The 16950-nt window shown below is 64.4% G+C and carries 14 protein-coding genes; 3 read left to right on the plus strand and 11 right to left on the minus strand.

What is annotated here, in order from left to right; translation table 11 throughout:
* Positions 1-13 precede the first annotated feature (13 nt).
* The 4 genes from JQ592_RS03255 to JQ592_RS03270 form a co-directional block, all read right to left on the minus strand.
* Complete coding sequence (locus JQ592_RS03255) at positions 14-418, minus strand: hypothetical protein (RefSeq protein ID WP_211401756.1); 405 nt, start codon at positions 416-418, stop codon at positions 14-16.
* A gap of 168 nt (positions 419-586) precedes the next feature.
* Complete coding sequence (locus JQ592_RS03260; protein ID WP_246820098.1) at positions 587-1204, minus strand: hypothetical protein; 618 nt, start codon at positions 1202-1204, stop codon at positions 587-589.
* A 200-nt stretch (positions 1205-1404) separates the two neighbouring features.
* On the minus strand, positions 1405-1701 hold the full coding sequence (locus JQ592_RS03265) for a hypothetical protein (RefSeq protein ID WP_211401466.1): 297 nt from the start codon (positions 1699-1701) through the stop codon (positions 1405-1407).
* A 249-nt stretch (positions 1702-1950) separates the two neighbouring features.
* Positions 1951-2775, minus strand: a complete 825-nt coding sequence (locus JQ592_RS03270) for an NAD-dependent epimerase/dehydratase family protein (protein ID WP_211401467.1) — start codon at positions 2773-2775, stop codon at positions 1951-1953.
* A gap of 89 nt (positions 2776-2864) precedes the next feature.
* On the opposite strand from JQ592_RS03270, the gene JQ592_RS03275 reads away from it, so the two are divergent.
* Positions 2865-3833, plus strand: coding sequence for an SMP-30/gluconolactonase/LRE family protein (locus tag JQ592_RS03275; RefSeq protein ID WP_211401468.1), 969 nt, complete (start codon positions 2865-2867; stop codon positions 3831-3833).
* Positions 3834-4033: 200 nt separating this feature from the next.
* Here JQ592_RS03275 and JQ592_RS03280 read toward each other — a convergent pair whose 3' ends face one another.
* Together JQ592_RS03280 and JQ592_RS03285 are read right to left on the minus strand one after the other, a co-directional pair.
* Complete coding sequence (locus tag JQ592_RS03280; protein ID WP_211401469.1) at positions 4034-5464, minus strand: aldehyde dehydrogenase family protein; 1431 nt, start codon at positions 5462-5464, stop codon at positions 4034-4036.
* A gap of 284 nt (positions 5465-5748) precedes the next feature.
* Entirely contained in the window at positions 5749-8112 is a 2364-nt protein-coding gene (locus JQ592_RS03285; RefSeq protein ID WP_211401470.1) for a transketolase, read from the minus strand.
* Between the two features lie 132 nt (positions 8113-8244).
* Here JQ592_RS03285 and JQ592_RS03290 point away from each other — a divergent pair, with 132 nt between their 5' ends.
* Both JQ592_RS03290 and ppk2 read left to right on the plus strand, forming a co-directional pair.
* Positions 8245-8706 carry an Lrp/AsnC family transcriptional regulator gene (locus JQ592_RS03290; protein WP_027571162.1) on the plus strand — a complete coding sequence of 154 codons (462 nt, stop codon included), beginning with the start codon at positions 8245-8247 and terminating at the stop codon, positions 8704-8706.
* An 88-nt stretch (positions 8707-8794) separates the two neighbouring features.
* Entirely contained in the window at positions 8795-9709 is a 915-nt protein-coding gene (gene ppk2, locus JQ592_RS03295) for a polyphosphate kinase 2 (RefSeq protein ID WP_211401471.1), read from the plus strand.
* A gap of 157 nt (positions 9710-9866) precedes the next feature.
* Here the strand turns inward: ppk2 and JQ592_RS03300 are convergent, their stop codons facing one another.
* The 5 genes from JQ592_RS03300 to JQ592_RS03320 form a co-directional block, all read right to left on the minus strand.
* Positions 9867-10946, minus strand: a complete 1080-nt coding sequence (locus JQ592_RS03300; protein WP_211401472.1) for a zinc-binding dehydrogenase — start codon at positions 10944-10946, stop codon at positions 9867-9869.
* Between the two features lie 60 nt (positions 10947-11006).
* Entirely contained in the window at positions 11007-11948 is a 942-nt protein-coding gene (locus tag JQ592_RS03305; protein WP_211401758.1) for a DMT family transporter, read from the minus strand.
* A 190-nt stretch (positions 11949-12138) separates the two neighbouring features.
* Positions 12139-12978: an aldo/keto reductase gene (locus JQ592_RS03310; protein WP_211401473.1), complete on the minus strand. Its 840-nt coding sequence runs from the start codon at positions 12976-12978 to the stop codon at positions 12139-12141.
* Between the two features lie 19 nt (positions 12979-12997).
* Entirely contained in the window at positions 12998-13894 is an 897-nt protein-coding gene (locus tag JQ592_RS03315) for an SMP-30/gluconolactonase/LRE family protein (protein ID WP_211401759.1), read from the minus strand.
* A 350-nt stretch (positions 13895-14244) separates the two neighbouring features.
* Positions 14245-16950 (minus strand): nitrate reductase, encoded by a 2706-nt coding sequence (locus JQ592_RS03320; RefSeq protein WP_211401474.1) that lies wholly within the window; start codon positions 16948-16950, stop codon positions 14245-14247.

Here is a 16950-nt window from a genome sequence, read left to right on the forward strand (position 1 = left end):
GCGCAAGGTCCGTTCAGTATCGTCTCAACAGACCGCCCGCCACGCCGGTCTCGCCATGATCGGCGCAGGCCCGCTCCGGGTTTCTGATCAAGTCCGTCCGGACCCGCCTGAATGTCCTTCTGGCGGCCTCGGCCACCTCGGGGCGGAATTTTCCGGGATCGTAGCTCTCGCCATCATGGGCCTTGATGGCCGCAGCATAGGCGTCGATCATCGCCATCGCGGCATCAGGGCTGCCGAGCAGCCGGGCGCCGAGCTGAACGCTGCCCGAGCCATCCACCTCATAGCCGGTGCATCGCTGCTCCAGCACCGCGGATGCGGTGACGAGTTGGTCGAGGAACGTCGCTTCGGCCTCGCTGAGCGTTGCGGCTTGCGCCGGCGCCGAGACGATGAGTGCGAGCACCGCGACGACTGGCGTCATTTTCACTGTCGCGGTTCTCCCTGTGGCTATCCGCGATCGAGGCTCTGGCCGCGAATTGCATTCGCGCGAGTCGTCTCCTTGGGGCATCAGCTTCGCCAAGCAGCGTTGATCCAGATCAATGGGTAGAATGCCCCCAACGTCCCAAGGCTGGGCGAGGGCCAGATGATGTCAGTGAGAGAAGACGCGCGTGCCGGGAGTCCATGCCCGCGGGTTCTTGAGGGGACTGGCTCCAATTTCCCAGCCCGCACCACCCCACAGGGCGTCAACCACGCCGAGATCGCCCGTGCCGTCGCGGACAAAGAAGAGGTTCGGAGCCGAGCTGGTCTGCAGCGCCCCGCTTTCGCCGTTGGCCTGCAGCTTCAGGAGACACCAGATATCGGCAAGCTTGCTCTCGGCGCGAGCGCCCAGCTCATCGGCCATCTGCGCGGCATTCGTCGGATTGTTCAAGACATGAGTCTGCAGAGACGTATCGTCCGTGGTCTCGACCTTGACGGCGAACCGGCGTGCGAAGGTCGCGCCGAGCCACGAAATCTTGACGGGCGCGGTCGGCGTAATGTCCTCCCTGAAATACTCGCTGGCAACGAAGGAGTCGGCCGAGGGGATGGCGGCGGTTGACGGGGGATCGAGGGGTTCACCAGGCTTGCGCTTGAGCGAGCATTCGATCTTCGCACGCGGAGCCAGCGACGCCGAGCTGCTGCCATCGGCCTTCCGCTCGTCGGCGTACGCGCTGAAACCCGATGCCGCCAGAACAATCACGAGACATGGGTTGAGCGCTAAGCGGCGCATTGCTGTTGTCCTTGAATGACCGATTCAAGAACAAGGTAAACTGTAGATTGCTGCTGTAAATCGAGGATTAGGTTTCTGGTTAAGCTTAAAGCAAGGAACTTATTTGAGAGAAATGCGAGCTATCTCCGGAACCATGTGCGTCCACCTGGCACAGCGCGTGATGCAGCCGGACACTTCAACCAGACAACCACGCGGCCCTTTTACTTGCCTGCCAGGCGCGCGATCGCCTGACTGGCCGGAGGAACCTGCGAGCCCGGTTCGGAGATCGGCAGCGGCGTGGCCCGGCAGCATCTTGCCTGCGCACGAAGCGGATCGTTCAACGTCCAGCGCACGCTCCAGGCTGGATTGTGGGCATAGGCCGGGATGCGCCAGAACCAGATGGTTTCGTAGACGCTGTCCCCGAACAGCTCCACATCCGGGCGCGGCGTGGGCCAGGATACCGCCGCGACGAGGACGACGGTCAACACCGCGGCCCCTGAGAGAACCATTTTGCGCATCTTGCTTCCACAATCGCTAGAATGAAAAGGCAGTCACGTCCGCGCAACGAAATGCATAGAAGAAACGCTCACGTGTTCCGACAATAGAACGCCTATTTCCGAAAACGGAAATCCGGAACTCTACGGTGTGAATTCAGACCTTAGACGCAAGGGGGGCGTTCAGAACGTCCGCCGTCATCGCGATCGTGCCCCTCTCCCGGCCCACAAGCGGGGCCGGGAGGGCGCATCTACATTCCCCAGACGTCGACGCTAGCGCTTGGTCCAGTCGATGATCCGGTTCGGATCGGCGTCGAACTCCATGCTGCAGAACGTACCGCCCTGGAAATAATCGCCGACCGGATCCGGCTTCAGCTTGGCCTGCTCGGCCATCGCGTGCTCGCGGAAATCCTCGGCGCGGCCGGTGGGGCGATAGCCGAATTCATAGGCGCGATGGTTGTCCCACCAGGCGCGCTCGTTGAGGGAGGCGCCGTAGAAGATTTCGAAATGGATGTCGGGATGTTCGAGGCCGATGCGGCAGAGCTGCACGAGGTCGTCGGGCTTGAGCCAGATCGAGAGCCGGCGCTGGTCGAGCGGCATGTCGCCGAAATTGCCGATGCGCAGGCAAGTCACCTTCAGCCCGTGCTTGTCGGCGTAGAGCGCGCCGACCGCTTCGCCGAACACCTTGCTGACGCCGTAGCGACCGTCGGGGCGCGGGGTGACGTCGGTGCCGATCTTGTGGTGACGCGGATAGAAGCCGACGGCATGGTTCGACGAGGCGAACACCACGCGCTTGACGCCCTTGCGGTACGCCGCCTCGAACAGATTGTAGCCGCCGATGATGTTGGCCTGGAGGATCTGATCCCAGCTACCTTCGACCGAATAGCCGCCGAAATGGATGATGCCGTCGACACCTTCGCAGATCGCCTCGCATTGCGCGAGATCGGCGAGGTCGGCCGCCTTGAATTTTTCGTTCGCGCCGAGATCGGCCGGCGGCTTGATGTCGGAGAGCAGGAGATCCGGGTAGATCGGCGGCAGCAGTTTTCGCAGGCTCGTGCCGATTCCGCCCGAAGCTCCCGTCATCAAAATACGCGGCATGTCTTCCCTCGCCTGTCGACCGATTTGCGGCCGTAGATAACTGATGCTAGCAGACTTGGACAGAGGGAACGCAACAACGAGAATTGCACATGAACGATGCATCGTCCCGCACTCAAGGCTGGCAGCCGGCGACCTATTACCCCGATCCCGCGATAAAAGCACTGGACCCCCGCTTCGAAAAATACTGGCTGAAACTCTCGGCGGTGGAGCGGCTGGCGACCGGGCTGCGCTGGGCCGAGGGTCCGGTGTGGTTCGGCGACGGGCGCTATCTGCTCTGCAGCGACATCCCGAACCAGCGCATCATCAAATGGGAGGAGGAGACCGGCGCGGTCAGCGTGTTTCGGAAACCCTCCAATTTCGCCAATGGCAACACCAGGGATCGCCAGGGCCGGCTCGTCACCTGCGAGCATGGCGGGCGGCGCGTGGTGCGCACCGAATATGATGGCAGCATCACCGTGTTGATGGATTCCTTCAACGGCAAGCGGCTGAACTCGCCCAACGACGTCGTGGTGAAATCCGACGGCTCGATCTGGTTCACCGATCCGACCTTCGGCCTGCTCGGCAATTACGAGGGCTACAAGGCCGAGCCCGAGATCGAGCCGAACGTCTATCGGCTCGATCCCGGGAACGGCAAGGCGACCATCGTCGCCGAGGGCGTGCTCGGGCCGAACGGGCTGTGCTTCTCGCCGGACGAGAAGATCCTGTACGTCGTGGAATCGCGTGGGCAACCGAACCGAAAAATCCTCGCCTATGACGTTTCGCCTGAGGGCACCACGATCTCGAACAAGCGCGTTCACATCGATGCCGGCCCGGGCACGCCCGACGGCATGCGCTGCGACATCGACGGCAATCTCTGGTGCGGCTGGGGCATGGGCGATCCCGAGCTCGACGGCGTCGTGGTGTTCGCGCCCGACGGCGTCATGATCGGCCGCATCGCGCTGCCCGAACGCTGCGCCAACCTCTGCTTCGGCGGCGTCAAGCGCAACCGCCTGTTCATGGCCGCGAGCCAGTCGATCTACGCGCTGTATGTGAACACGCAGGGCGCGCTGGGGGGATAGGCGCGCCACAAGCGCCGGTCTCGTAGGGTGGGCAAAGCGAAGCGTGCCCACCACTTCTTGCTCGTCGCGAGATGGTGGGCACGGCGCGTTGCGCCTTTGCCCACCCTACGAGACCTCGCGTTGTCGAAAAGCATTGGCCAAAACAAAAAACGCCGGAGCGGTTGCCCGCTCCGGCGCTTTTTTCGTTCAGGCGCTGAAACTTACGCCGCGTTGAAGCCGGCGACGGCCTTCACTTCGAGGAAATCCTCGAGGCCGTACTTGCCCCACTCGCGGCCGTTGCCCGACTGCTTGTAGCCGCCGAACGGCGCGGTGCGGTCGTTGGGCACGCCCTGGAGGTTGACGTTGCCGGCGCGGATCTGGCGGCCGACGCGCTTGGCGTCCTCGACCGTCGCGCCCGAGACGTAGCCGGCAAGACCGTACGGCGTGTCGTTGGCGATCTGCACGGCGTCGGCTTCGTCCTTGGCGCCGAGGATGGTCAGCACCGGTCCGAAGATTTCCTCGCGCGCGATCGTCATCTCGGGGGTGACGTCGGCGAAGATGGTCGGACGGACATAGAAGCCCTTGTTGACGCCCTCGGGCAGGCCCGGACCGCCGGCGACGAGGGTTGCGCCCTCGTCGATGCCCTTCTTGATCAGCGCCTGGATCTTGTCCCACTGGCCGCGATTGACGACGGGGCCGATGGTGGTGCCTTCGCCGCGGGGATTACCGGCCTTGGTCTTGTCGGCGACGGCCTTCGCGATCGCGGCGACTTCCTTCATCTTCGACAGCGGCACGATCATGCGCGAGGGCGCGTTGCAGGACTGGCCGGAGTTGTTGAACATGTGCATCACGCCGCCGGTCACCGCCTTCGTGAGGTCGGCGCCCTCGAGGATGACGTTCGGCGACTTGCCGCCGAGCTCCTGGCTGACGCGCTTCACGGTCGGGGCCGCGCGCTTGGCAACGTCGATGCCGGCGCGGGTCGAGCCGGTGAAGGAGATCATGTCGATGTCGGGGTGCTCGCTCATGGCGGCGCCGACCTCGGGGCCGAGGCCGTTGACGAGGTTGAACACGCCCTTGGGCACGCCGGCTTCATGCAGGATCTCCGCGAAGATCAGCGCCGAGGTCGGGGTGAACTCCGACGGCTTCAGGATCATGGTGCAGCCGGCGGCCAGCGCAGGCGCGACCTTGCAGGCGATCTGGTTGAGCGGCCAGTTCCAGGGCGTGATCATGCCGACCACGCCGATCGGCTCGCGCAGCACCATGGCGGTGCCGACCGGCTCCTCGAAATGATAGTTCTTGAGCACGTCGAGCGTGGTCATGAGATGGCCGAGGCCGGCGCCGGCCTGCAGCTTCTCCGCCATCGGCAGCGGGGCGCCCATCTCGTCGGAGACGGCGGCGCCGATCTCCTTGAGGCGGCCCTTGTAGACCTCGATGATTTTCGAGAGCAGCGCGACGCGCTCCTCGCGGCTGGTCTGGGAGAACGTTGCGAAGGCGCGCTTGGCGGCGGCAACGGCCTTGTCGACATCGGCCTTGGAGCCGAGCGCAACCTCGTACATCGCCTCTTCCGTCGCGGGGTTGACCACGGCGGTGGACTTCTTGACGGCGGGATCGACCCAGGCGCCGTCGATGTAGAATTGCATGCGATTGACCATCGTTAACCTCTTCTTGGGGGCTTGGAGGGGGCGTTTCGGCAGGCATCCTTGCACGAAAGCGCCGGCAATTGAACCCGCCATATGCGGGGCCAGCGTTGCGGCGGACGGAGGTTATATGAGCCGATGGCGGGAGGGAGGCAAGGTGGCTCTCAACGTCGTCCTGGCGAAGGCCAGGACCCATTAGCACCGGGTTCAGTTGGTTTGCTCCGGCGCCGACCGCCCGTCGCCTACAATCACCGCTGCGGAGTATGGGTCCTGGCTTTCGCCAGGACGACGACGGAGACTTAAACAGCCATCTTCCGATGCAGCACCGGCGCGCCGGTGGTGAGGCTTTCGGCCGCATCGATGATCGCATTCGCATCGATGCCGTAGTGGCGATAAAGGTCCGCGATGCTGCCGGTCTGGCCGAACTGCTCGACGCCGAGCGCCTCGACGCGATGGCCGCGGACGCTGCCGAGCCAGCCGAGCGCGGAGGGATGGCCGTCGATCACGGTCACGATGCCGCAGTCGCGCGGCAGCGGCGCCAGCAGTTTTTCGATGTGGCTGAGGTGCTGCACGCCGCGGCGATCCCGGCGCAATTTCCGTGCCGCGGTCCAGCCGGAATGCAAGCGATCGGCCGAGGTGATCGCGAGCAGGCCAACGTCGCGGCGGCTCTCGCCGATGAAGCCGGTGGCCTCGATCGCTTCGGGCGCGACCGCGCCGGTATAGGCAATCACGACCTCGGCATTCGGGCCCGGCTTGCGCAGCCAGTAGGCGCCATCGGTGATGCCCTGCTGCAGCTCCGGCGACATGATCCGCTGCGCCTGCTCGATGCTGCGCGTGGAGAGGCGCAGGTAAACGGAACCGCCCTCGCCAGGATCGCGCTGCATGTGGTGAAAGCCGAAAGCCATGATGACGGCGAGCTCGTCGACAAAGGCCGGCTCGAACGAGGCGAGCCCGTCCTGCGCCATGCCGATCAGGGGCGTTGCGATCGACTGGTGCGCGCCGCCTTCCGGCGCAAGCGTGATGCCCGACGGCGTCGCCGCAACCATGAAGCGCGCATCCTGGTAGCAGGCATAGTTCAGCGCATCGAGCCCGCGCTCGATGAAGGGATCGTAGAGCGTGCCGACCGGCAAGAGGCGCGCGCCGTTGATCTGGTGCGACAGGCCGAGCGCGGACAGCATGATGAACAGGTTCATCTCGGCGATGCCGAGCTCGAGGTGCTGGCCCTTGGGCGAGGCGTCCCAATTGTAGGTGGAGGGAATTTTCTCGCTGCGGAATAAGTCCGCCTTCTCCGCCCTCGCAAACAGGCCGCGCCGGTTCACCCAGGGGCCGAGATTGGTCGAGACGGTCACGTCGGGCGAGGTCGTGACGATGCGTTTTGCAAGTTCGCTGTCGCCGCGCGCGATCTCGTTGAGCACGAGGCCAAAGCCTTGCTGGGTTGACATCTGGGGCGACGGCTTGAAGGCGAGCTGCGGTGGCACCTCGATAACAGGCGCGGTGAGGCGGCGACCATCCTGGTTGAACGGCACGCCTGCGAGAAAGGCATCCAGCTCGGCGGCGGATTGCGCGAGGCCCTCGTACTTGTCCCATTCGTGGCCGGGACGGATGTTCTGGCTGTCGCGATATTTCTCCATCTGCGCGACCGTCATCAGGCCGGCATGGTTGTCCTTGTGGCCCTGGAACGGCAGGCCGACGCCCTTGATGGTGTAGGCGATGAAGCAGACCGGGCGGTCGTGGTCGACGGATTCGAACGCCTCCAGCATGCTCGCCATGTCGTGGCCGCCGAGATTCGACATCAGCGCCAGCAGCTCCTCGTCGCTGCGCTTGTCGATCAGTCTTGTGATCGGCCCCTGATCGCCGATCTCGTCATGCAGATGTTTCCTGAAGGCCGCACCGCCCTGGAAGCACAGCGCCGCATAGAGTGCGTTCGGACAATTGTCGATCCAGCGCTTGAGCGCCTCGCCGCCGGGCTCGGCAAAGGCCTCGCGCATCAGCCGGCCGTATTTCACGATCACCACGTCCCAGCCGAAATTGCGGAACATGGTCTCGAACTTTTCCCACAGACCTTCGCGCACGACGGCATCGAGCGACTGGCGGTTATAGTCGACCACCCACCAGGTGTTGCGCAGGCCGTGCTTCCACCCCTCTGCCAGGGCTTCGAAGATGTTGCCCTCGTCCATCTCGGCATCGCCGACGAGGGCAATCATCCGCCCCTCGCGGCGGTCCTTCATCCAGCCATGCGCCTTGACGTAATCCTGCACCAGCGAAGAGAACAACGTCTGCGCGACACCGAGGCCGACCGAGCCGGTGGAAAAATCAACGTCGTCGACATCCTTGGTGCGCGAGGGATAGGACTGCGCGCCCTTGAAGCCGCGAAAGTTTTCCAGCTTCTCGCGGCTCTGCCGGCCGAACAGATACTGGATGGCGTGGAACACCGGGCTCGCATGCGGCTTCACCGCAACGCGATCCTCAGGTCGCAACACGCTAAAATACAGCGCCGACATGATGGTGGCGAGCGAGGCGGACGAGGCCTGATGTCCTCCGACCTTGAGGCCATCCGCGTTGGAGCGGATGTGGTTGGCGTGGTGGATCGTCCAGGACGACAGCCACAGCGCCTTGCGGCTGAGGGCGGTCAAGGTGTCGAGGCGAACGGAATCGACGGGCATGGCGATGCTCCGGGAAACAAGGCCCCGATCATACGCCCGCGGGCGGGGCCAAACTTCTCAATTTTTCGCGCCATACCTGCCAATATTGGGATATTTTACCAATGGAATGCCCACGACATAGGTTCCATCCCAATGCCCGAGCTAGACGCCATCGACCGCAAGATCCTCAGCCACCTCCAGAACGACAGCCGCCTCACCATGCAGGAGCTCGCCGACAAGGTCGGGCTCTCGGTCTCGCCCTGCCATCGCCGGGTCAAGCTGCTGGAGGAGCGCGGCGTCATCTCGCGCTATGTCGCAACCGTCGACCAGAAGGCGCTGGGACTGCATGTCAGCGTGTTCATCTCGATCAAGCTGGCGCGGCAGAAGGAGGAGGATCTCAACCGCTTCGCCCGCGCCATCTCGAAATGGGACGAGGTGCTGGAATGCTATTTGATGACCGGCAACCGCGACTATCTGCTGCGCGTGGTGGCGGCCGACCTCGCCTCCTACGAGACGTTCCTGAAGACCAAGCTGACCCGGCTCGACGGCATCGCCTCGATCGAATCGAGCTTTGCGCTGAGCCAGGTGAAATATTCGATCGCGCTGCCGGTGTGATGGTCCACCCGGCTACCGCTGTCACATGGGTGCAACAAACCCCGCTGATGGTCGTTGACCACTCGTATCCAAGCCGAGAGCAGGACCCATGACAGACCGCACCGCCCAGATCGCCAAGCGCGAGCGCATCATCCAGGAGATGGCCGACGATCTCGACGAAGAGCTGGAGATGGAGCTGGACGACGCCCGTCTCGACGAGCTCCTGGACGAGACCGATGCGCTGAACCCGACGGTCGATCGCAAACTCTATTTCCGGGAGCTGCTCCGCCTCCAGGGCGAGCTGGTCAAGCTGCAGGACTGGGTGCAGAGCGAGAAGAAGAAGGTCGTGGTGCTGTTCGAGGGCCGCGATTCCGCCGGCAAGGGCGGCGTCATCAAGCGCATCACCCAGCGGCTCAATCCCCGCATCTGCCGCGTCGCCGCGCTGCCCGCGCCGAGCGAGCGCGAGCGGTCGCAATGGTACTTCCAGCGCTATGTGGCGCATCTGCCGGCCGGCGGCGAGATCGTTCTGTTCGACCGCAGCTGGTACAACCGCGCCGGCGTCGAGCGCGTGATGGGCTTCTGCTCGGAGGCGGAGTACCAGGAGTTCTTCAAGACGGTGCCGGAGTTCGAGCGCATGCTGATCCGCTCCGGCATCATCCTGGTCAAGTACTGGTTCTCGATCACCGACGACGAGCAGCAGTTCCGCTTCACCATGCGCATCAAGGATCCGCTCAAGCAGTGGAAGCTGAGCCCGATGGACGTCGAGGCGCGCAGCCGCTGGGAGGCCTACACCAAGGCCAAGGAGACGATGCTGGAGTACACCCACCTGCCGGATAGCCCGTGGTGGATCGTCGATGCCGTCGACAAGAAGCGCGCCCGGCTCAACTGCATCTCGCATCTGTTGACCCAGATCCCGTACCAGGAGGTCGCGCGCGTCCCGGTGGTGCTGCCGGCGCGCGTGCGCAATCCCGACTATCACCGCGGCCCGGTCCCGCCGGAGATGTATGTGCCGGCGAAGTATTGATCGGAGGTCGTGTAGGGTGGGTTAGCTGAGCAGATGCGCGAAGCGCGTCTGATCGGCGTAACCCACCTCTTCTGTCACCGCTGCAAGAGAAGTGGTGGGTTACGCCGTGCGGACTGCGCTTCGCGCAGCCGCAGGGCTAACCCACCCTACGGCACCGTCAACGCCACGGCTGCACGATGATCTTGGTGTGGACTTCCGGATTGGCCAAATCCGCAAACGCCTTTGCCACGCCGTCGATACCGACCTCCGCCGTCACCATCGCCGCAGCATCCACCTGCCCCTCCGCGATCAGCCGAAGTGACGCGGCAAACTCCTCCGGCGTGTAGCCGAGCACGTATTGGACGTTCAGCTCCTTCATGATGCCGAGCATGGGCTCGCTCTTGTCGGTCTCCATGCAGACGCCGACCACAACGATGCGCGCATCGCGCGGCGCGCCCTCGAACACCTGCTGCAACAGGCCGGGCACGCCGACGCATTCGAAGATGATGGCGGGCTTCAGCGCCGGCAGCATGGCCTGAAGCGGCGGCCGCGCCGCCTTCTCCGCCTCCGACATCTGCGCGTGCTCGGCCCAGGTCGCATAGGGCTGCGACACCCTGGGATCGATGACGATGTCGGCACCGAGCTTTGCCGCGAGCGCGCGACGTGCCGGCGAATAGTCGGCAGCGACGATCGGATGCAGGCCCCTGATCTTCAGCGCAGCGATGACAGCGAGCCCGACCGGGCCGCAGCCGATCACGAGCGGCACCTCGCCGCCGCTTATGTTGGCTTTCGCCACCGCGTGAACGCCGACCGCGAGCGGCTCGGTCAACGCGGCGTGTTCCGGCGCCAGACCGTTGGGCACTTCGAGCAGCAACGGCTCGCTCAGCAGCATCGCTTCCGCATAGCCGCCGACAAATTCGTTGGAATAACCGATGCCCTTGATGCCCTCCGGCGTCAGCAGCGCGGGCAGCGAGCAGACATGCGTCCCCGGCTTGAGCCGACGTTCAGTGCCCGGGCCGTAATCGACGATCTCGCAGCAGAACTCGTGACCAAACACGACATCGCGCGACAAATCCATCGGCGTGCGACCGGTCTTCCTTGCCATCTCCACCATGCGCGGAGCGTGCTGGCGGGCATGCAGGTCAGAGCCGCAGATGCCGCAGGCGAGCGTCCTGACCAGCACCTGGCCGGGACCGGGCTTCGGCTCGGCCATCTCGCCAACGACAATCTCACCGTTCCTGAAAATCGCAGCGCGCATCCGGCTCCTCCCTTATCGTTGGAGCCGATGATAGCACGACGCGCGATGCGCGATATTGCGTCAGGCGTTCGGGGAACGCTCGGCTTGCACCAGGAGCGAGGCGCGGCGGACGCGCTCGCGATGGGCGATGTAGAGACCACTGGCGACGATGAAGGCCGCGCCGACGACGGTCCAGATGCTCGGCACCTCGCCGAAGATGAAGAAGCCGAGAATGCTGACCCACAACAATTGCGAGTAGGAGAACGGCGCCAGCACCGAGGCATCGCCGTAGCGATAGGCCAGCACGACGATCCACTGGCCGGCGGTCGAGGCGACGCCGATGAAGATGCCGAGTGCGATCGCGGTCCAGGACGGCGTCACCCAGACGAACGGCACGATTGCGGTGAGGATCGCAAGGCCGGTCAGCGAGGAATAGGCCATAGTGGTGACGACGGCCTCGCGGCCGCTCATCATGCGCGTCAGGATCAGCGTACCGGCCCAGCAGGCCGCCGAGACCACCGGGAAGAACGCCGCCGGATGAAATGCGCTGGTGCCCGGGCGCAGGATGATCAGCACACCGATGAGGCCGAGCGCGGTCGCGAACCAGCGCCGCATGCCGACCTTCTCGCCGAGGAAAACGATCGAGAGCGCAGTGACGAACAGCGGCGCGACAAAGCCGGTGGCGGACGCCTCCGCGATCGGGAGGAAGCCGAGGCCCGTGATGAAGAACAGCGAGGAGCCGAGCAGCACCGCGCCGCGCATCACGTGCAATCCGAGACGCTCGGTGCGCATCGCATAATACGGCGAGGACCGCAGCATCACGGGCGTGAAGATCAGCGCGAAGGTGAGGAAGCGGATCCAGGTGATCTCGATCGACGGCAGGCTGGTCGAAAGATATTTCGCGGCGGTGTCGGAGCAGCCGAGAAACACCGTCGAGAGCAGGATCAGTGCGATGCCCTTGAAGGGATGATCGACGCGCGCGGGTGCGCGGCGACCAACATGCTTCTTCTCGGGCATGGGCACGGAAAGACTGTCGAGCCTTGCGGCTGCGGCTGGCGGCGGGGTCACGGCTGGAACTCGGGAAAAAATACGAATCGAGTGCGTTCGTAAAAAACGACAAATGCGCCGCTTTCACAACTTCCGAAAACAGGATGCCGATATGCGCTGACCGCCGCGCGCGTCAATACTCCATTAAGAATAGACCTTTGCTGCACTACAGCATGGGCAGGCTGCGCGGCTTTGGACCGCGCGGAAACGCCGCATCGAGCGCCGAAATCTCCTCTTTCGTCAGCACGAGATTACCGGTCCCTGCATTCTCGGCAGCATGTTCCGCCGACGATGCCTTCGGGATCGCGAACACCGTAGTCGCACGGGTGAGGAAGCTCAGCGCGATCTGACGCGGTGTCGCACGACGCGCCTCCGCGATGCGCGCAAGCACCGCGCCGCCTTTGCTGTTGCTCGCGGGGAAATCGTCGTGGCCGAACGGCGAATAGGCGACGACAGCAACGCCATGCTGCTTGCACCACGGAATCACCGCATGCTCGATCGCGCGTTCCTTGAGATGATAGAGCACCTGATTGCAGGCGATGCGCCCTTCGTCTGAGACATCGAGAATCTTGTCGAGGTCGTCGGCATCGAAATTGGAGACGCCCCAGGATTTTATCTTGCCGGATGTCACCAGCTCCTCGAACGCGGCGACGGTGTCCTCGAGCGGATACGAGCCGCGCCAGTGCAGCAGATAGCAATCGAGACGATCGGTCTTCAGCCGCTTCAGCGAGCGCTCGCACGCCGTGATGGTTCCACGGCGCGAGGCGTTGCTCGGCAGCACTTTCGAGACGAGGAACACCTCGTCGCGCCGGCCGGCGATCGCATCGGCAATGACGAGTTCGGCATCGCCATACATCTCGGCGGTGTCGATGTGGGTCATGCCGAGATCGAGCCCGCGCTGAAGCGCCGCGATCGCCCGCTTGCGATCGCCATGGTCGAGATACCAGGTGCCCTGCCCGATGACGGAAACGTTGGCGCCGGTCTGGCCGAAGGGTTTTGTGTTCATGTTTATTCCTTCAGATGCTCTAGAGACCGCTGATATCCGCGACCAGCACGCTGCCGGTCGCAGACTCCGTGATATAGAGCCGATCCCAGTTTTCGCCACCGATCGCAACATTGGTGCAATTCGGCCCCGCGCACGACTTGATCCGCGCGATCAGTTCCCCGTTCGGCGCGAACACGAAGACATGGCCGAGCGAGGCATGGCCGACGAACAGACGCCCCTTCGCATCCATCGTCATGCCGTCGGGACCGCTGGTGCCGAACAGCGAGCAGAAGCGGCCGACCTTCGACACGCTGCCGTCCTTCATGAACGGCAGCCGCCAGACCGCATTGTCGCGCGTCATCGCGACGAACAGCACGGTTTCGGTTGGATCGAGCACGAGACCATTCGGGCTGATGCCGGTGTCGATCAGGCAATCGAGCCGCCCATTTGATGCGAGACGATAGACCCGCCCGCTTGGATCATGCAGACCAGTCTGGCCCTGGTCGGTGAAATAGATGTCGCCGTTGGAGGCGAGATGCAGATCGTTGCAGCCGCGGAACGATTCCGAATTGCGCGCGGTCAGGATCGGCTTGATACGCCCCGCCTTCGCATCGAGCTCCATGATGCCATGCATGTAGTCCGCGACAAGAATGCGGCCGTCGGTCGCGATCTTCAGCCCGTTCGGCCAGCCCTCATATTCGATCAAGAGCGACCATTCGCCGTCGGGCGCAATGCGGAAGATGCGGCCGAAGGGAATGTCGACGATGTAGAGATGGCCGTCCCTGTCGAATGAGGGCCCTTCGATGAAGCTATCGGTCGCAACACCCGGCCGGTTGGCGTCAGCCCAGTCGGTCCGCTCGCCCTTGCGGCGGAATTTTTCGGGCATTGCGGAGAAGAGTCTGGTCTCGATCAGGCGCGGCGGCGTTTCCAGGTACATCATTGTTGTTATGGTTGTTGGGCTGATGGGATGCGCGGCACCATAGGGCAGAATGGAGGACGCGTCGATTGGCGCAAGGTCGGCGCCAAACCCTCCGAGTCGTCCTGGCGAAGGCCAGGACCCATTACCACAGGAACAAGTTGTCGCGGGTGGTGACGGCCACAGCGCGCTTTCACGACACTGACCGGGGTAATGGGTCCTGGCTTTCGCCAGGACGACGATGGGGAGATGGATGAGCGTCGCCTCAACAAACTCGTCATTGCGAGCGCAGCGAAGCAATCCAGACTCCCGCCGCGGAAAGACTCTGGATTGCTTCGCTACGCTCGCAATGACGATGGAGAGAGCGGTGCCTACCCCGCCGCGCTCGCGACCTTGGCCTGCTTCGCAGGTGCGACCTCCGTCGTCGCGATCAGGCGCTTCAGCTCGGGGATGCAGGAGCCGCAATTGGTGCCGGCCTTGAGTTTTGCGCCGATCTCGGCGGCGGTGCGTGCACCGCCAGCGATGGTGTCGCAGATGGTGCCGCGGCCGACGCCGAAGCAGGCGCAGACGATGGGGCCGGTCGAGGCGGCGCCTTCGCTGGACTTGCCCGACAGCAGCATGCGGCGCTGATCGTCGGTGACCTGATCGGCGACGAACAGGCTCTTCACCACCTCCCAATCGCCGGCGTCGTGCGCGGGGCCGACGAACAGGCAGGTCTCGATACGATCCCCTGCGAACGAGGCGGCACGATAGACGCCGCCACCAAAATCGCGGTACTCGGCAACGTCCTCACCGGCAACGCCCTCGAGCCAGGCCGGCCAGCGCGCGAGGTCCGCGTTGTCGGCAAAGAGATAGCCGAAACCGCCGTTGACCGTAACGCGGGTCCACAACAGGTTCTGCGGCAGGTCGAGCTGCTTGCGCGACAGCGCGAAGCCGCGGAAGACGAATTCATAGGGTGTGATCGCGGCCGGCGTGGCTTTGGCTTCCGGCTGCCCCGAGAACGGATCAGTGAAGGACTGCACCAGCGCACCGACGCGGCCGTGCGAGGTGTTCATCGCGCTCCAGTGGATTGGCACGAACAGGGTGCCGCGCTGCTGCCGTTCGCTGACGACGGCCTTCAGGATGCACTGGCCGTAATCGGTGGTGATGCGGGCATAGCCGTCATGGGCGATGCCGTATTTGCCCGCGTCATCGGGATGGATCTCGACGAACGGCTCGGGCAGATGCGCGCCCAGCCGCTGGCTCAGCCCCGTGCGCGTCATGGTGTGCCACTGGTCGCGGATGCGCCCGGTGTTGAGCCTTAAGGGGCGCGAGGGACCGGTCTCGCCGCGCAACGCCGGCACCTCCGGCGCAATGAAGCGGCCCTTGCCGTCATTGGTGAAGAAGCCACCTTGCGCGAAGAAGCGCTCGCCAGGCGTCCCGCCTTCGCGCAACGGCCACTGCACCGGCTTCAACGCCTCGAAGCCTTCATCCGACAGCGATGTCAGCGCACCGATGTCGAAATCGCGGCTGCCATTGTTCTCGAAAGCGGAGAGCTCGGCATGCTCGCGGAAAATGTCAGCCGCGGATTTGTAATTAAAACTGTCGCCGAAGCCGAAACGCTTTGCGGTCTCGCTCAGGATCCACCAATCGGGCCGCGCCTCACCCGGCGCGGGCAGGAACGAGCGCTGGCGCGAGATGCGCCGCTCGGAATTGGTCACCGTGCCCGACTTCTCGCCCCAGGCGAGCGCCGGCAGCAGCACGTGAGGGCCGGCCTCGACGGTGTCGTTGGAAAGCACGTTCTCGGAGACCACGAACAGCTCGAGCTTCTTCAGTGCCGCGCGCACGAAATCCGCATCGGGCAGCGACACCGCGGGGTTGGTGCCCATCACCCACAGCGCCTTGACCTCGCCGCGGTTGATCGCCTCGAACAGCTGCACCGCCTTCAGCCCCTCATGAGTGGCGATGCGCGGCGCCTTCCAGAACCGCCTGACACGATCGATGTCGGGCGGCGTGAAGCCCATATGGGCGGCGAGCATATTGGCGAGACCGCCGACCTCACGGCCGCCCATCGCGTTGGGCTGGCCGGTGAGCGAGAACGGCGAGGCACCGGGCTTGCCGATGCGCCCCGTCGCAAGATGGCAGTTCAGGATCGCGTTGACCTTGTCGGTGCCCTGCGCCGACTGATTGACCCCTTGCGAATAGAGCGTGACGACCTTCTCGGTGTCACGGAACATCTTGAAGAAGGTGGCGACGTCCTGCTCGGAGAGGCCCGTGGCAAGCGCTGTTGCAGCCACGCTGCCGGCGATGTTGCGCGCGCGTGCCAGCGCATCGTCGAACCCGCTGGTGTTCTCAGCGATGTAATCCTGGTCCAGCGCGCCGTTGTCGGCGAGATGGACGAACAGGCCCGAGAACAGCGCGGTGTCGGTGCCGGGCTTGAGGCCGAGAAACAGATCGACGTCGCTCGCGGTGTCGGTGCGGCGCGGATCGATCACGATCATGCGCGCGCCGCGCTCCCCACGGTTCTTCAGCATACGCTGGAACAGCACGGGATGGCACCAGGCCGCGTTCGAGCCGACGAAGACCAGCAGATCGGCCTGGTCGAGATCCTCGTAGCAGCCGGGCACGGTGTCGGCGCCGAAGGCGCGGCGATGGCCGGCGACGGAGGACGACATGCAGAGCCGCGAATTGGTGTCGACGTTCGCCGTGCCGACAAAGCCCTTCATCAGCTTGTTGGCGACGTAGTAGTCCTCGGTGAGGAGCTGGCCGGAGAGATAGAACGCGACCGCGTCGGCGCCGTCGCGGGCCACGATGTGCTGCATGCGATGGGCGACGTGGTCCAGCGCATCGCTCCAGGCGACACGTTCGAGCACGCCCTTGCAGCGGATCATGGGATAAAGCAGCCGGCTCTCGAGCCCGACGGTCTCGCCGAGCGCCGAACCTTTCGAGCACAGCCGGCCGAAATTGGCGGGATGATCAGGATCGCCCGCGATCGCGGCGCCGCCCTTGCCGTCGGGCGTCGCCAGCACGCCGCAACCGACGCCGCAATAGGGGCAAGTCGTTTTGGTGGTGCGGAGGTTTGGGTCGATCGCCGTCAT

Origin of the sequence: Bradyrhizobium iriomotense, assembly GCF_018129405.1 — a bacterium.
Taxonomy (GTDB): Bacteria; Pseudomonadota; Alphaproteobacteria; order Rhizobiales; family Xanthobacteraceae; genus Bradyrhizobium; species Bradyrhizobium iriomotense_B.

Bases quoted from the DNA above. Each gene is read 5' to 3' on its own strand.
- JQ592_RS03255 (WP_211401756.1), bottom strand. From the start codon at position 418: ATGACGCCAGTCGTCGCGGTGCTCGCACTCATCGTCTCGGCGCCGGCG.
- JQ592_RS03260 (WP_246820098.1), bottom strand. From the start codon at position 1,204: ATGCGCCGCTTAGCGCTCAACCCATGTCTCGTGATTGTTCTGGCGGCA.
- JQ592_RS03265 (WP_211401466.1), bottom strand. From the start codon at position 1,701: ATGCGCAAAATGGTTCTCTCAGGGGCCGCGGTGTTGACCGTCGTCCTC.
- JQ592_RS03270 (WP_211401467.1), bottom strand. From the start codon at position 2,775: ATGCCGCGTATTTTGATGACGGGAGCTTCGGGCGGAATCGGCACGAGC.
- JQ592_RS03275 (WP_211401468.1), top strand. From the start codon at position 2,865: ATGAACGATGCATCGTCCCGCACTCAAGGCTGGCAGCCGGCGACCTAT.
- JQ592_RS03280 (WP_211401469.1), bottom strand. From the start codon at position 5,464: ATGGTCAATCGCATGCAATTCTACATCGACGGCGCCTGGGTCGATCCC.
- JQ592_RS03285 (WP_211401470.1), bottom strand. From the start codon at position 8,112: ATGCCCGTCGATTCCGTTCGCCTCGACACCTTGACCGCCCTCAGCCGC.
- JQ592_RS03290 (WP_027571162.1), top strand. From the start codon at position 8,245: ATGCCCGAGCTAGACGCCATCGACCGCAAGATCCTCAGCCACCTCCAG.
- ppk2 (WP_211401471.1), top strand. From the start codon at position 8,795: ATGACAGACCGCACCGCCCAGATCGCCAAGCGCGAGCGCATCATCCAG.
- JQ592_RS03300 (WP_211401472.1), bottom strand. From the start codon at position 10,946: ATGCGCGCTGCGATTTTCAGGAACGGTGAGATTGTCGTTGGCGAGATG.
- JQ592_RS03310 (WP_211401473.1), bottom strand. From the start codon at position 12,978: ATGAACACAAAACCCTTCGGCCAGACCGGCGCCAACGTTTCCGTCATC.
- JQ592_RS03315 (WP_211401759.1), bottom strand. From the start codon at position 13,894: ATGTACCTGGAAACGCCGCCGCGCCTGATCGAGACCAGACTCTTCTCC.
- JQ592_RS03320 (WP_211401474.1), bottom strand. From the start codon at position 16,950: ATGACGGCGATCGACCCAAACCTCCGCACCACCAAAACGACTTGCCCC.